At 61.4% G+C, this 15129-nt stretch carries 13 protein-coding genes and 1 tRNA gene; 12 read left to right on the forward strand and 2 right to left on the reverse strand.

All coding sequences use genetic code 11. The features are described from left to right. Nucleotides 1-198 precede the first annotated feature (198 nt). The 9 genes from hemP to O4H62_RS00790 all read left to right on the forward strand — a co-directional run bounded on the left by hemP (nucleotide 199) and on the right by O4H62_RS00790 (nucleotide 9305). Nucleotides 199-390: a hemin uptake protein HemP gene (gene hemP / locus O4H62_RS00750; protein WP_269385183.1), complete on the forward strand. Its 192-nt coding sequence runs from the start codon at nucleotides 199-201 to the stop codon at nucleotides 388-390. Between the two features lie 8 nt (nucleotides 391-398). Next, the gene (locus tag O4H62_RS00755; RefSeq protein ID WP_269385184.1) at nucleotides 399-1472 is read left to right on the forward strand and encodes a hemin-degrading factor; all 1074 of its coding nucleotides are present in this window, start codon (nucleotides 399-401) and stop codon (nucleotides 1470-1472) included. Next, nucleotides 1469-2386 carry a heme/hemin ABC transporter substrate-binding protein gene (locus O4H62_RS00760; protein ID WP_269385185.1) on the forward strand — a complete coding sequence of 306 codons (918 nt, stop codon included), beginning with the start codon at nucleotides 1469-1471 and terminating at the stop codon, nucleotides 2384-2386. The genes O4H62_RS00755 and O4H62_RS00760 overlap by 4 nt, the downstream gene beginning before the upstream one ends. Then, on the forward strand, nucleotides 2376-3467 hold the full coding sequence (locus O4H62_RS00765) for a FecCD family ABC transporter permease (RefSeq protein ID WP_269385186.1): 1092 nt from the start codon (nucleotides 2376-2378) through the stop codon (nucleotides 3465-3467). Before O4H62_RS00760 ends, O4H62_RS00765 begins: the two co-directional genes overlap by 11 nt. 1 nt (nucleotide 3468) lies before the next feature. After that, complete coding sequence (locus O4H62_RS00770; protein WP_269385187.1) at nucleotides 3469-4263, forward strand: heme ABC transporter ATP-binding protein; 795 nt, start codon at nucleotides 3469-3471, stop codon at nucleotides 4261-4263. Between the two features lie 243 nt (nucleotides 4264-4506). Further along, nucleotides 4507-5655 (forward strand): NADH:flavin oxidoreductase/NADH oxidase, encoded by a 1149-nt coding sequence (locus O4H62_RS00775; protein WP_269385188.1) that lies wholly within the window; start codon nucleotides 4507-4509, stop codon nucleotides 5653-5655. 103 nt (nucleotides 5656-5758) lie between these two features. After that, nucleotides 5759-7042, forward strand: coding sequence for a flavin-dependent oxidoreductase (locus O4H62_RS00780; protein WP_269385189.1), 1284 nt, complete (start codon nucleotides 5759-5761; stop codon nucleotides 7040-7042). 250 nt (nucleotides 7043-7292) lie between these two features. Continuing rightward, a complete protein-coding gene (locus O4H62_RS00785; protein WP_269385191.1) occupies nucleotides 7293-8396 on the forward strand; it encodes an FkbM family methyltransferase in 1104 nt (367 codons plus the stop codon). Nucleotides 8397-8408: 12 nt separating this feature from the next. Continuing rightward, on the forward strand, nucleotides 8409-9305 hold the full coding sequence (locus tag O4H62_RS00790) for a phytanoyl-CoA dioxygenase family protein (protein WP_269385193.1): 897 nt from the start codon (nucleotides 8409-8411) through the stop codon (nucleotides 9303-9305). A 191-nt stretch (nucleotides 9306-9496) separates the two neighbouring features. Here the strand turns inward: O4H62_RS00790 and O4H62_RS00795 are convergent. Beyond that, nucleotides 9497-9572: transfer RNA gene (locus O4H62_RS00795), tRNA-Lys, on the reverse strand. Nucleotides 9573-9892: 320 nt separating this feature from the next. Between O4H62_RS00795 and O4H62_RS00800 the strand changes: the two genes are divergently transcribed. Then, nucleotides 9893-10642, forward strand: a complete 750-nt coding sequence (locus O4H62_RS00800) for a cytochrome c biogenesis CcdA family protein (RefSeq protein WP_269386255.1) — start codon at nucleotides 9893-9895, stop codon at nucleotides 10640-10642. 34 nt (nucleotides 10643-10676) lie between these two features. Here the strand turns inward: O4H62_RS00800 and O4H62_RS00805 are convergent, their stop codons facing one another. Next, entirely contained in the window at nucleotides 10677-11606 is a 930-nt protein-coding gene (locus O4H62_RS00805; RefSeq protein WP_269385195.1) for a DMT family transporter, read from the reverse strand. Between the two features lie 107 nt (nucleotides 11607-11713). Between O4H62_RS00805 and glmU the strand changes: the two genes are divergently transcribed. Further along, entirely contained in the window at nucleotides 11714-13093 is a 1380-nt protein-coding gene (gene glmU, locus O4H62_RS00810) for a bifunctional UDP-N-acetylglucosamine diphosphorylase/glucosamine-1-phosphate N-acetyltransferase GlmU (RefSeq protein WP_269385197.1), read from the forward strand. A gap of 111 nt (nucleotides 13094-13204) precedes the next feature. Next, on the forward strand, nucleotides 13205-15031 hold the full coding sequence (gene glmS, locus O4H62_RS00815) for a glutamine--fructose-6-phosphate transaminase (isomerizing) (RefSeq protein WP_269385199.1): 1827 nt from the start codon (nucleotides 13205-13207) through the stop codon (nucleotides 15029-15031). The last annotated feature ends 98 nt before the right edge of the window (nucleotides 15032-15129 follow it).

Below are 15129 nucleotides of genomic sequence, written 5' to 3' on the forward strand. Positions count from 1 at the left end.
GAATAGCTGGCTGGCGGTACGCTTGCTCGCTCGCTGTCGGCTTCCTCAAATTGACTGCAACATCAAACTTGACAATTCCAATCAGCTTATGCGAGACACCGATTACTAAAACATGAGCGCATTAGTCAAGATATAAACGCGCAATTAATTTCGCCAAGCCAGCTTGCAGCCAGCCAGGCCAACACACGGATGTTGACCATGGACAAAAACACCCCCGGAAACAGCGCCGCGGATCGCCGGTTCGAGCCTTTGCAGGCCGACCGGTCGGCCGACAGGATCATCGAATCCCGGGCACTGTTCGGAGAGCGCAAGGAGATCGCCATCGAGCATGATGGCGCGATCTACCGCTTGAAAATCACCAAGCAAGGCAAATTGATACTCAACAAGTGAGCTGGCAAATGAACACGATATCCCTACCCGACACCGCCGCCATCAAAGAGGCGCGACGCAACAATCCAAAGATGCGAGAACGCGATCTCGCCAGCCAGCTCGGAATCTCCGAAGCCGAGTTTCTCGACGCTTTTGTCGGAGACCATGTCGAACGAATCGAACCCGATCTCGATGTGTTCTTCCCGATGCTGAATGCGGCCGGAGAAGTCATGGCGCTGTCGCGCAACGTCAACGCCGTCCACGAGAAAACCGGGATTTACGAGAAGTTCTCGGCCGGCAAGCATGCGTCGATGGTGCTTGGCAAGGACATCGACCTCCGCATCTTCCCCAAGCACTGGCAGCACGCCTATCATGTCGCCAAGCCGCTGGATGACGGGTCCATGCAGCGCAGTTTCCAGTTCTTCGATGCACACGGCGACGCGGTCCACAAGGTTTTCGCCCGCGAGTCCACTGACATTGAAAAATGGAACCTGATCCGGGAGCGGTTGCACAAGGATGACGCAGCGCCAGCCATCAAGGCGGCGGCAGCTGCAAAGCCCGCAGAAAAGCCGACCGATCAAGCAATCGCCACGCTGCGGGAAACCTGGGCTGGGATGGAAGACACCCACCAGTTCCAGGCGATGCTTCGCAAGACCAAGATTGCCCGCCACGATGCAATCCGTCTCATCGGCGAGGATTATGCCGAACGGCTGACCGATGATGCGCTCGATATCCTGTTCGACCGGCTGTCTGCGGAACAAGTGCCGATCATGGCCTTTGTCCGCAATCCGGGGATCCTGCAGATCCATTCCGGGCCGGTGCGGAACATCAAGCAGGTCGGCCCCTGGCTGAACGTTCTCGACAGCGGGTTTCATCTGCATCTGCGCAAGGACCAGTTCGCAGCGATATGGATCGTCCGCAAACCGACGAAAAGTGGTGACATCTATTCGATCGAGGTTTTCGACGACCGGGACGAGCAGGTAATCCTGATCAATGGCGACCGCCGCGGCGGCGATGTCAACGAACGCGTTTCGTATTGGGATGCGATGGTCGGTGCCTTGCCGCGGGCAAGGGAGCTGGAAGAGATGGAGGTGGCGCAATGAGCCGCCTGAATCCGGCAAAGAAGCGGGTTTTCACGCGCCGCAGAGCGCTTCTGGCCGGGTTCGGCTGCGCTGTTATCTCAGCATTGCCGTTCATCTCCGGGGCGGCACTGGCCGAAGACGTCAAGGCGCAACGGGTCCTCGCCATCGGCGGCGCGGTGACCGAGATTGTCTATGCGCTGGGTGAACAGGACCGGCTGGTCGGTCGCGATTCGACCTCGACCTATCCGCCGGAAGCGACCGCCTTGCCGGATGTCGGCTATATCCGCGCGCTCTCGCCCGAAGGCGTGCTGTCGGTGAAGCCGGACCTTATTCTCGCCCGCGAGAATAACGGCCCGCGCGAAGCGGTCGAGGTTCTCAAGAGCACCGGTGTTCGCTGGGTCGATGTGCCGGACGAGTTCACGCTGGAAGGCATTGACGAGAACATCACCATCATCGCCCGGGAACTCGGCGTTGCGGACAAGGGCGAGGCCCTCAAGGCCAAGGTTGCGGCCGACATCGCAGAGGCCCGCGAGCATCTTGCGACTGTCGACGAGAAGCTCAGGGTCATGTTCGTGCTGGCGCTGACCGATAACAAGGTCAATACGTCCGGCATCAACACCGCGGCGAGCCACATCATCGAACTGGCAGGGGCGGAGAATGTCATCTCGGAATTCGAGGGCTACAAACAGATCAGCAACGAGGCGGTGATCGATGCCGCGCCGGACGTCATCCTGATGATGAACGGGCGCGGTGCAACCGCCGACCATGCGGCGATGAATGCCCTGATCGAGGCCCATCCGGCGCTTTCCACCACGCCGGCGGTGAAGAATGGCAGGATCATCAGGATGGACGGGCTGCTCATGCTCGGGTTTGGCCCGCGCACGGGCGAGGCGATCACACAGCTGGCGAAGGCGCTTTACGGCCATGAGCATTAGTGTTGATACCCGCCTGAGCCCGGTTGTCGGCGAATATGCCGGCGACCGGACGGTGTTTGCACGAAGGATACTGCTCGCGCTGGCGGTCGTCCTGTTCCTGACGGCAATGTTCAGCGTTGCCTCCGGAGCCACCGATACGTCGGTGGTTTCGGTGGCCTGGGCGCTTCTGTCCGGGCAGGATGATCTGATCAGCGCCGTCGAGCGGGTGGTAATCCTCGATATCCGCGTGCCCCGCACGTTGCTGGGCATGCTGATCGGCGCTGCGCTGGCAGTTTCGGGGGCGACCATGCAGGGTCTGTTCCGCAACCCGCTTGCCGATCCGGGCATTGTCGGTGTCTCGGCCGGCGCGAGCCTGGGTGCGGTGACATTCATCGTGCTTGGGGCGGGAGCGCTTGCGCCCGTGGCCACCATTCTCGGCATGTACCATGTCCCGTTCGCAGCCTTTGTCGGCGGTCTGCTGTTCACCATGGCGCTTTACCGGATATCGACGCGCAACGGCAGGACGTCGGTCGCGACCATGCTGCTTGCAGGCATTGCACTTGGCTCCATGGCTGGCGCCTTCACCGGGCTCCTGGTTTTCTGGGCCGATGACGAGCAGTTGCGGGATCTGACCTTCTGGGGCTTGGGTTCAATTGCCGGCGCCACCTGGCTCAAGGTCATGGCCGTCGCCCCGATCATCATCCCCATCCTGATATTTTCGCCTTTCATGGCGCGGGGCCTGAATGCCATGACGCTGGGGGAAGCGACGGCGCAGCATCTGGGCATCAATGTCCAGGTCTTCAAGCGCGTGGCGATCGTCATGGTTGCAGCCGCCACCGGTGCCTGCGTCGCCGTGTCGGGCGGCATCGGCTTTGTCGGCATCGTCGTGCCGCATCTTCTACGGCTGCTGATCGGACCGGATCACAAGTTCCTGCTGCCGGCCTCTGCACTGCTCGGGGCGGTCATGCTGCTGTTTGCCGACGCCATCGCGCGGCAGATCGTGGCGCCGGCCGAGCTACCGATCGGCATCGTCACCGCGGCCATCGGAGCGCCGTTCTTTCTCTGGATCCTGCTGCGCAGGCGTGGACTGATGGATATCTGACATGCTCACAGCGCGAAACATTCATGTCCGCCTGGGCAAGACGGCGATCCTGCACGGCATCGACATGCAGGCTGCAAAGGACCAGTTCACCGTGATCATCGGACCGAACGGCTCTGGCAAGACCACCTTGCTGCGCGCGCTGACCGGAGAGATCGGTTTCACCGGAGAAGTGCGCCTCAACGGCGTCGACATCGCCAGTGCCCGTGCGCCCGATCTTGCCAGCATGCGCGGGGTCTTGCCGCAATCGGCCAATCTCTCGTTTCCCTTCACCGTGCACGAGGTGGTGCGACTGGGTTTGACGACGGGCGTTCAGTCAGGCGTCGATGCGGGCGCCCGGATCGAGCAAGCCCTTGCCGCGGTCGACATGGACGGGTTCGGCGGCCGCTTCTACCAGGAACTCTCCGGCGGCGAGCAGCAGCGGGTGCAACTGGCGAGGGTTCTTACCCAGGTCTGGGAGCCGGTGTTCGACGGCAAGCCGCGATGCCTGTTCCTGGACGAGCCGATCTCCAGTCTCGACATCAGGCACCAGCTGCAAATCATGCAGATCGCCCGGCGCTATGCCGAGGCCGGCGGCGGTGTCATCGCCATCCTGCACGATCTCAACCTGACCGCCCATTTCGCCGATCATGTGGTGCTGATGAACCGGGGCAGGGTGCATGCCAGCGGAGATCCGCAGATGGTGCTGACCCCGTCAAACCTGGAAACCGTCTACGGATGTCCGATGGCGGTTGGCCAGGTGCCTGCGGGAATGAACTTCTTCGTGTTGCCGCTGATCGGTCCGGGCCAATCGGCCTGATCCGCAACAGGCGGCCGGACCGATTCAGCGCTTCCTGTTTGCAAGTTACGGTTCGATGTCCCCCATGCATCGGGCCGGCAAGGTGCGGGCGGCTCGATGTGCGGCCGCCTGCATCAAGTCAGGGGAGATATTTAGGTTCACCTGTCCGTCCGGGCCGGCAGGTTTGTTGAAATCGGGCCGCGGTCGATTGCCTCTGGCTGACCCACGCGATAGCGTCTGGCGAAAATCACGCAAGGAATTCCGATGACTGCAACACCGCATCTGTTTCAACCACTGACATTGCGCGGGATCACAGCCCGCAACAGGGTCGTGATCTCACCGATGTGCCAGTATTCTGCGCATGACGGTCACATGGATGACTGGCACCTGACCCATCTTGGCCGTTTTGCCATTGGTGGCGCCGGGATCGTTTTCACCGAGGCCACGGCGGTCCAGAAACGTGGCCGGATCACCCATGGTTGCCCCGGGCTTTGGACCGACAGCCAGATACCCGGTCATGCGCGGGTCGCCCAGTTTGCGCTACGCAATGGTTCCATCCCCGCCATCCAGCTCGGCCATGCCGGCCGCAAGGGCGGCATGCAGCGGCCCTGGTTCGGCAACGGCCCGCTTAATGACGCGGATTTTGAACGCGGCGACATGCCCTGGACTCCCGTCGGTCCGTCCGAATTTCCGGTTGCCGAGGGTTGGCCGGTGCCGCATGCGCTGACGGTCGAGGAAATCGGCGAACTGATCGACGACTATGAAGCCGCCGCACGCCGTGCGCTGGCAGCCGGCTACAAGATTGCTGAAATCCATGGTGCGCATGGTTATCTGGTGCACAGTTTTCTCTCGCCGCTTTCGAACAAGCGGACCGACGGTTATGGCGGAAGCCTCAAGGGACGCATGCGGCTGGCGCTCGAAATCGCCGAAAGGGTGCGCGCGGTGTGGCCGGAGGATCTGCCGCTGTTCTTCCGCACCTCCGCCGTCGACGGGGGGCCGGAAGGCTGGACGCTTGACGATACGGTGGTGCTGGCGGGTGAACTCAAGCGGATCGGCGTCGACGTGATGGATTGCTCGTCAAGCGGCATCGCGGGTGCCGCGACCGCTGGCGGCGGCCAGAAGCGACAGCCCGGTTTCCAGGTCGGTTACGCGGAGCGCGTGAAAAAGGACGTCGGCATGACCACCATGGCGGTGGGCCTGATCACCCACCCGCAACAGGCCGAGGCCATTCTCGCCGAGGGCCGCGCCGATCTCATTGCCATTGGACGCGAGGCGCTGGTCGATCCGAACTGGGCGCTGCATGCGGCGCGCGCGCTTGGCCATGATACGCTGTTTGAAACTTGGCCGGAACAATCGGGCTGGTGGCTCGCCGGTCGCCAGAAGACCTCGGATTTCTACCAGCCAAAGACCTGACAGATCGCCTCACTTGCCCACATCGCGGTCGACATGGCGGTTTGATGTGGTAAGGGGGCGTGGCACAGGGGTGCGGAGAAGAGCGGGGCGGAGTTTCGGGATTATGGACGAAAACAGGGTGATCATCGCCGGTGGCGGCATCGGCGGTCTGACGCTGGCGCTGACTTTGCATCAGATCGGCGTCGAGTGCGTGGTGTTTGAAGCGGTCAACGAGCTCAAGCCGCTGGGCGTCGGCATCAACCTTCAGCCGAACGCCGTGCGCGAACTTTTCGACCTCGGCTTTGCCGCAGAAGACCTCGATCGCTTCGGCGTTCCGGCCCGCGAATGGGCGCTGGTCGGCATGAAGGGCCAGGACATCTATTCCGAGCCGCGCGGGCTCGATGCGGGTTACAACTGGCCGCAATATGCCGTGCATCGCGGCGAGTTTCACATGGCGCTCTACCGCCGGTTCACCGAACTTGCCGGTTCCAATGCCGTTCGGCTAGGCTGCCGGGCGACCGGCTATGCCGTCAACCCGGATGGCGGCGTGACCGTGACGCTCCAGACCAGATCCGGCGAGATCCGGGAAACCGGCCGGCTGCTGATCGGCGCCGACGGGATCCATTCGGCGATCCGGGCACAGATGCACCCGACCCAGCCGCCGATCCACTGGGGCGGCGCCGTGATGTGGCGCGGCACGTCGCTGGCAAAACCGGTGCGCACCGGATCCTCCTTCATGGGGCTGGGGACGCACAAGCACCGGATGGTGATCTATCCGATTTCGGCTGCCGATCCCGAAACCGGGCTGGCGCTGATCAACTGGATCGCCGAAGTCACTTATGACGACCCGTCCGCCCACGAGACCATGGGATGGTTCCGTCCGGTTGGCATCGACGATTTCATCCACCATTTCGAGAACTGGACCTATGACTGGCTCGATGTTCCGGCGCTGATCCGCGGCGCCGATATCGCCTTCGAAAACCCGATGATCGACCGCGATCCGGTCCCCACCTGGGTCGATGGTCCGGTCGCGCTGATGGGCGACGCGGCGCACGCGATGTATCCGACCGGGTCGAACGGCGCCAGCCAGGCAATCATCGACGCGCGCATCCTGGGCACCAAATTCCTGGCCAACGGCGTGGGCGCAGACGCACTCGCGGACTACAATGCCGACCTTTGTGGACCGGTTTCAGCACTTATCCTGCGCAATCGCGGGGCAGGGCCGTTCGGGCTGCTGAACATGGTCAACGACCGCTGCGGTGGTGAATTCGACAATATCGAAGACGTGATTCCGGCAGCCGAACGGGCCGAATTCATGGCCAAGTACAAGGCCGCTGCCGGTTTTGCCCGCGACACGCTGAACGCCGCACCGCCGACGATCGCGCCCGGGGCGCGGGTGGGCGCCTGACGGGCAAACATTGCCGGCTCGAGACGTCTGAACGGGCACACAATCCGCGTCATGTCCGCATGGATGAAAACCCGCGATTTCCTGCCGGGGCAGGGGACCTGTCGTTCAACGCCCACACCCGACTTGAACAGTTTGCCTATTTTCGCCGAATCGAGGCAGTTTCAACATCTGGATTTCACTCGGATCGATCAGGCGGACTAATCTATTGAAGGACATTGGCTCACGACCTGCGAGAAACGAGACGATTGCAATGTTTGAAGATCTGAGAGGGATCTCGAACAAGATCGATGAATTTCTGGACAGCGCCAGTCAAAATCCGGGTATCGTGCTTTACGGCGCGGGATTTGCAATGCCTGCGATACTCGACAAGCTTCAAAGATACGGTTTTTCCGTCGTTGCGATCTGTGATTCAAACACCAGCAAACATGGCAAGAAATTTCGCGACATTTATCCGGTCATGTCCGTCGAACAGGCGAAAACCGACTTTCCCGATGCGCGTTTCCTGATATCCAGCCCCGAATATTTTGACGAAATCAGCGAGTTTCTTGGCGGGATTCTTGACGCGCACCAATTGTGTGATGTTGACCTTGAGTGTGCGCATTACTTTGAAAAAGGCGTGTTTCACGGCTTTTTCAACTCCGATTTCGAGCGATTTTGCAAAGTGCATGACTGGCTCGATGACGATGCATCCAAAGAGACCTACTTCAAAGTCGTCAAGGCGCATATGAGTGGGCAAAGGAAGGACTTTGAAGCCGCCTTTACCGGGAATGATGACTGGTATCTGTTTCAAAGCCTCCTGAAACCAGCAGCCGATACCGTGTATGTCGATTGCGGCGCCTATGACGGTGACACAATCGGGCTGTTTCTGCGTGCTGCCGATCAAGGGTACCGCAAGATTGTTGCATTGGAGCCAGACCCGGCAATGCTGCCGCGCCTGCAGGCGATTTCCGAAGAGCAAGGCGGGAAAGTCGAGATTGTTCCCAAAGGTGCGTCGAGCCAGGATGGTGTTCTCAGCTTCAGGGCGAACGGGGTGTATTCGGCGATCGTCGAAAATGACGCCGAGGACGATGACCTGATTTCCATTTCCACGACAAAGCTGGATTCGCTTCTCAAGGATGAGCGTATATCGATCATCAAAATGGATATCGAAGGCGGTGAATTCGACGCCCTGAAGGGGGCTGCCGATACAATAGCAGATCGCAAGCCACGGCTTGCAATCTGTCTCTACCACAAGGTCGAGGATTTCGTTCGTATCGCCGAGTTGCTGCGACAGTTGGTGCCCGAATACAGGTTGAGTTTGCGGCACCAGACCAGGAGTTGCACCGACACAATCCTGTTTGCAAGTTTGGATTAGAAGGATCTTCGAATGCTTGGGCCCGGACTTTCGACTGATTTCGACGAGAAGGGATTTTCCGTTGTCCGGGGACTGCTTTCCGAAGATGACATCAAGCTCATGGAAAGCGATCTCGCCCGAAGGATCGACGAGCTTGCCGACTATCTGAAAGTTGTTTTTTCCGACCCGACCGCGTCACTCGATACCAAGATGCTGGAACTGGAGCGAAACTCTCCCGGGGCTTCGTTGATTTTCACCCATTCCAACATCATCGGTCCCGGATTGTTCAGCATATGGTCGTCAGAAAAGATGCTGAACGTCGTTCAATCCGTTCTCGGGAAAGACGTCGACGGACATCCGTTTTTTGCGGTTCGACCGAAGCCGCCCGAGGTGGATCTGTTTGTGGTTCCCTGGCATCAGGACAGTTCCTATCTTGCCGATGGTGCGCAGACGGCGCCGCAGGTTACATGCTGGATGCCGTTGATGGACGCAAAAATCGAAAACGGATGCATGGAAGTCGCGGTGGGCGAACATTTCGGCGGCGAAAAGCGGCATGTGGCGCAAGAGTACGAGGAGCTTGGCAATACGTCGTGGTACCTGGAAATCGACCCTGATCTGGTCAGCGCCTTCAAGACCGAGATTTGTGAAGTCCAACGGGGCGATGTCATTGTTTTTACGCATCTGACGCCTCACCGTTCTCTGCCGAACCTGTCCCGTAACTGTCGATGGAGTATCGATATGCGGTATATTCAGGCCGGGCATTTTTCCGGCGCATCTCAGCCATCCATTCCCTTCCGGCGGGCCGATACGGACCAGGACGAGTTTGTCGCAAGTTCAAAACGCGAATTCCTGCGGGGACAAGACGCAAGGGACCGGAATCTCTGGCGCCACAAAATTGAACGCTCGGTTTGGCGGGACCGGTGGAATTAGCGGTAGGCCCGACGCCCTGATCGCGCTCCGATTGGCGGGTTGCGTCTGGCCTTGACGTCAGTATCCTTGCCGGTGCCGGGAGTGCCGACGCTTTCCGGAGAACCAATCGGCTTGTCTCTGTTCAAGCTGCGGGACGGATCTCCAGCCAATGAATGGCCGGATCGCGATACTGGATGGCGACTGTCTGGTTTTGGTGAGAGCGCAGGGATTCGAACCCTGGACCTACTGATTAAAAGTCAGTTGCTCTACCAACTGAGCTACGCTCTCCCAGAGCCCGGGTCGCGCGTCGGCGGCGTCGGGCTCGATTGGCGCGGAACATAGGCAGGCATCTGTCCATGGTCAACTGCAAAAACCGCCGTACGCCCGTGTTTTTTCAGGGGGCTTGCAAAGCCTGCAAATCGCGCGGCCAGGGCGCCGCTGCAGGCCTTTGAAACCGGGAGCCATGGCTACCAGCGGGCGTCAATATATCACGGGTTCCGCTCGAAAACGTGACTGGCGAAGCCCGGGACTGGCGGTTAGATAGGGCCTTGCGGACGGCCCGGCCGGTTGCTGTCCACTCCATGACCCGACAAAGGGATCCTGATTTCGTGATCATCGCCGATATTTCACTGTTCACCGTCATCCTGGCCGGGGCACTGTCGTTCCTGTCGCCCTGTGTGCTGCCGCTGGTACCGCCCTACCTGTGCTACATGGCCGGGGTGTCGGTCGAGGATTTCCGCGGCAGCGGTGCTGCGGCGAGAGCCAGGGACACGAGGCGGGCGGTGTTTTTCGCCTCGCTGTTCTTCACGCTCGGCTTCGCCACGGTCTTTGTGGCGCTTGGCGCCGGAGCGTCGAGCATCGGATCTGCGCTGCGCCAGCACATGGATCTGCTGGCCAAGCTCGGCGGTCTCGTCATCATTGCGATGGGGCTTCACTTCCTCGGGGTGTTCCGGATCGGGCTGCTGGCGCGGGAAGCGCGGTTCGCGGGCGGCGGCAAGCCGGCCACCCTGTCCGGGGCCTATCTGATGGGGCTGGCGTTTGCCTTTGGCTGGACGCCCTGCATCGGACCGGTGCTCGGCGCCGTGCTCGGCGTTGCGGCAGGCCGGGAGACCGTCAGCGCCGGTGCGCTTCTGCTCGCGGCCTATTCTCTCGGCCTTGCGGTGCCATTCTGGATCGCGGCCCTGTTCTCGGAACGCTTCATGCGGTTCTCGCAGAAATTCCGCAGGCATCTGGGAACGATCGAGAAGATCACCGGGGCGCTGCTGGTTCTGACCGGCATCCTGTTCCTGACCGGCGGCATGGCCACCATGGCCTACTGGCTGCTCGAGACATTCCCGGCGCTGGGCAACATCGGCTGAACCGGCCGTTCCGCTTGTCAGATCATGGCTTCCGTCAGCGTTTCAGGCCGGGCGCCGTCGCGAGGACCAGGCCGGCAAGCACGGTGATGATGCCGATGGCGTGATGCATCTCGAAAGGCTCGCCCAGCACCAGTACGGCAAGACCGACGCCATAGGGCGGCAGCAGGTACATGAAGACACTGGCCGTCGAGGCGCCCAGCCGCGCGACGCCATACTGGTAACCGGAAAAGGCCAATAGCGAGGAAAACACGACGATACCGGCAATGCCACCCCAGGCGGTCAGGGTCTGCGGCATCATTGCGCCGGTGAGGAATTCCCAGAGCGCGAACGGCGCCAGCAGCAGCGATCCGGACAGCGTGACCACTGCAAACAGTGCGGACACCGGTAATCCGGCCGTGCGCCTGCCCTTGAGCAGGACCGAATAGCCGGCCCAGGACAGGGCTGCGAAAATGAACATCAGATCGCCTATATTGAAGGACGTGCCGGCAAATCCGGTTAAGTTGCCCTTGAGCACGATGATCGCCACGCCAAGAAAGCCGATCAGGATGCCGGCGATCTCCCGCCAGCTGGTCGGACGACCGAAGAACAGCCGTTCGAGGATGATGATCATCAGCGGCGACGTGGTGTAGATCAGGGTGCCATTGGTCGCCGTGGTGAACCGGAGCGCGTAGTAGACACCGGCGCCGCAGATCCACATTCCGAGAAAGCCGAGAAGCAGCCAGTGCAGCGGATATCCGCTCACATAGGCCCTGACGCGGTCGCGCGCCATCCACAGAAACGGCGTAAGAATGAGCGCCGATGCGGTCCAGCGCAGGAAGGCCAGCGTGAACGGCGCCACCTCGGGGATGGTCGAGCGGCCGAAAATCAGGTTCGACGAGAAGAACAGGGGGGTCAGCAGCATGACGGCCAGAGGCAGAAAGCGCGCGAGAGCGGGTTTCGCGGCAGGTGAGGCGGCGGCAGTCATGGGGGCTTCCATATCGAGGCAATGTTTGCTTGAAGGAGAATGATTGAGGTTCCGGTGCTATAGCGTCCGGCACCGGTAAACAAGCGATTCGATCAAGAGGTGAGGGAATGGCGCGAACTTGTCTGGCTGTCGTGCTTGCGGCGGGCGATGCGACACGAATGAAGTCGTCGAAATCCAAGGTGCTGCATACGGTCGGCAACCTGCCGCTGATCGCGCATGTCACGGCCGCGGCGGCGGCGGCGGGCGTCAGCAAGGTGGCGCTGGTGGTGGGCAGGGATGCCGAACTGGTTTCGCAGGCGGCCAGCAGCGGGCTGGATGTTCCGGTGGCGACTGTTGAACAGACCGAGCGCAAGGGCACCGGTCACGCCGTGCTGATGGCGCGCGAGATCATCAGTGAGGGATTTGACGATATCGTGGTGCTCTACGGCGACGCGCCGCTGATCGATCCGGCGAGCCTGACGGCTGCGACCGCCGAGCGGGCAAAGGGCGCCGATGTGGTGGTTCTCGGCTTCCGCGCCGCCGATCCGACCGGCTACGGCCGGCTTCTGGAGCGCGATGGCGAACTGATCGCGATCCGCGAACACAAGGAAGCGTCAAGCGAAGAGCTCAAGGTCGATTTCTGCAATGGCGGCATCATCACCTTTTCCGGCGCCGAAGCCGTCAGGCTGCTTGAAGCCATCGGCAACGACAACGCCAAGGGCGAATACTATCTGACCGACATTGTCGAGATCGCGCGCGGACGCGGGCTGAAATGCGTCGCCATCGAGGCTCCGGAAGAGGACATGATGGGCTGCAACACCCGCGCCGAGCTGGCCGAGATCGAGCAGGTATGGCAAACGCGCGCGCGTCATGCGGCGATGCTGTCGGGCGTCAGCATGATCGATCCATCGAGTGTCTTTCTCTCCCATGACACGGTGCTTGAAAACGATGTGATGATCGAGCCGAATGTCTGGTTTGGTCCCGGCGTCAGGGTCGGTCCGGGTGCGGTGATCCATGCTTTCAGCCATCTCGAGGGTGCGGATGTCGGGGCGAACGCCGCCATCGGGCCGTTTGCGCGGTTGCGGCCGGGAACCGAACTCGGCGAGAAGGCCAAGGTCGGCAATTTCTGCGAGATCAAGAAGGCAAAGGTCGGTGCCGGCGCCAAGGTCAATCACCTCAGCTATGTCGGCGACGCCATCGTCGGTGCCGGGGCCAATATCGGCGCGGGCACGATCACCTGCAATTATGATGGCCAGAACAAGCACTTGACCCAGATCGGCGCCGGCGCCTTCATCGGTTCGAACTCGTCGCTTGTTGCCCCGGTCAGCATCGGCGACGGGGCCTATGTCGGCTCGGGAAGCGTCGTCACCATGGATGTTCCGGCCGACGCGCTGGCCATTGCCAGGGCAAAGCAGGAGACAAAACCCGGTCGGGCGCAGAGGCTGCGCGAGAAGATCGCGGCCATCAAGGCGCTGAAGAAACAGGCGCAAAGTGAGCCGGGCACCTAGGCCCGGTTACGCGGTGTCACGAAAATTGAGCGGTCGCAATATGTTAGGACACTGGTCTAAACCGGCTTTGCTGGGTAAGAGCTTGGCCAACACAATACCCAGGAGAAACGCATGTGCGGCATAGTCGGGATAGTTGGTAAGCGCGAAGTGGCTCCGCTGCTGGTGGATGCGCTCAAGCGGCTGGAATACCGCGGATATGATTCCGCCGGTGTCGCAACGGTGCATGACGGACATCTCGATCGCCGGCGGGCGGAAGGCAAGCTGGCCAACCTCGACCGCAGGCTGGGCCTGGAGCCGCTGGCTGGCCAGATCGGTATCGGCCACACGCGCTGGGCAACCCATGGCGCGCCGACCGAAAGCAATGCGCATCCTCATTTCTGCCACGGCGTGGCCGTTGTCCATAACGGCATCATCGAGAATTTCGCCCCACTGCGGGCTGAACTTACCGCGGGTGGCGCCAGCTTTTACAGCCAGACGGACACGGAAGTGGTGGCGCAATTGCTCGCCGCCTACCGGCAGCAGGGACTGGCGCCGCGCCAGGCCATGCAGAAGGCGCTTGGCCGGCTGGAAGGCGCCTATGCGCTCGCCGTGCTGTTTGAAGACCAGCCGGACATGATCCTTGGCGCGCGCTCCGGGCCGCCGCTGGCGGTCGGCCATGGCGAAGGCGAGATGTTCCTGGGCTCGGATGCGATCGCGCTGGCGCCGTTCACCGACGAGATCACCTATCTCGACGATGGCGACTGGGTCGTCATCACCCGCGACACGCTTGAGATCTACGACGCGAGCGGAACGCTGGTCGAACGCAGGAAGCAGAAATCGCAGGGTGCTGCCTATGTCGTCGACAAGGGCAATCACCGCCATTTCATGGAAAAGGAAATCTATGAGCAGCCGGAAGTGGTCTCCCACACGCTGAGCCACTACATCGATTTTGCCGAGGGACGGGTGAAGCTCGACAGCGCAAAGATCGACTTCGCCAATTTAGACCGGCTCGCCATGTCCGCCTGCGGCACGGCCTATTACGCAGGGCTTATCGGCAAGTACTGGTTCGAGCGGTTTGCGCGGCTGCCGGTGGAAATCGATGTCGCCTCGGAATTCCGCTACCGCGAAATGCCGCTGACCGGCAGGATGGCGGCCCTGTTCATCTCGCAGTCCGGGGAAACGGCCGATACGCTGGCCTCGCTGCGGTATTGCCGCGACCACGAACTGACCATCGGCGCCGTGGTCAATGTGCGCGAATCGACCATCGCGCGCGAGTCCGACGCGGTGTTCCCGACGCTTGCCGGACCGGAAATCGGCGTGGCGTCGACGAAAGCTTTCACCTGCCAGCTCTCGGTGCTTGCCGCGTTGGCGATGATCGCCGGGCGTGCGCGCGGCACCTTGTCGGCCGAGGACGAAACGACAATGGTGCAGGCGCTGGTGGGCGCTCCGCGACTGTTCAACGAGGTGCTGCAATCGATCCAGCCGCAGATCGAGACCCTGTCGCGTGAGCTTTCGCGCTTCAAGGACGTGCTCTACCTCGGCCGCGGCACCAGTTTTCCACTGGCGCTGGAAGGCGCGCTCAAGCTCAAGGAAATTTCCTACATCCACGCCGAGGGATATGCCGCCGGCGAGCTCAAGCACGGTCCGATCGCGCTGATTGACGAGAACATGCCGGTGATCGTGATCGCGCCGCATGACCGGCATTTCGAGAAAACCGTCTCCAACATGCAGGAAGTGGCGGCACGCGGCGGGCAGATCATCCTGATCACCGACGAAAAGGGCGCCGCCGCGACCACGCTCCAAACCATGGCGACCATCGTCATGCCCGAGGTCAACGAGATCGTGGCCCCGATCCTCTATGCGCTGCCGGTGCAGCTGATCGCCTACCACACGGCGGTGTTCATGGGCACCGATGTCGACCAGCCGCGCAACCTCGCCAAGTCGGTGACTGTCGAGTAGGAGATACATCGGCAGTGAACTTGTCTTCGCCTTTGCGCGTTCCCTATATAGGAGAACGGCGAGACGATCCGTCTTGCGCGCCATGAGGCAGGGTGAAG

It is taken from the genome of Parahoeflea alexandrii (assembly GCF_027214025.1).
Classification (GTDB): Bacteria; Pseudomonadota; Alphaproteobacteria; order Rhizobiales; family Rhizobiaceae; genus Hoeflea; species Hoeflea alexandrii_A.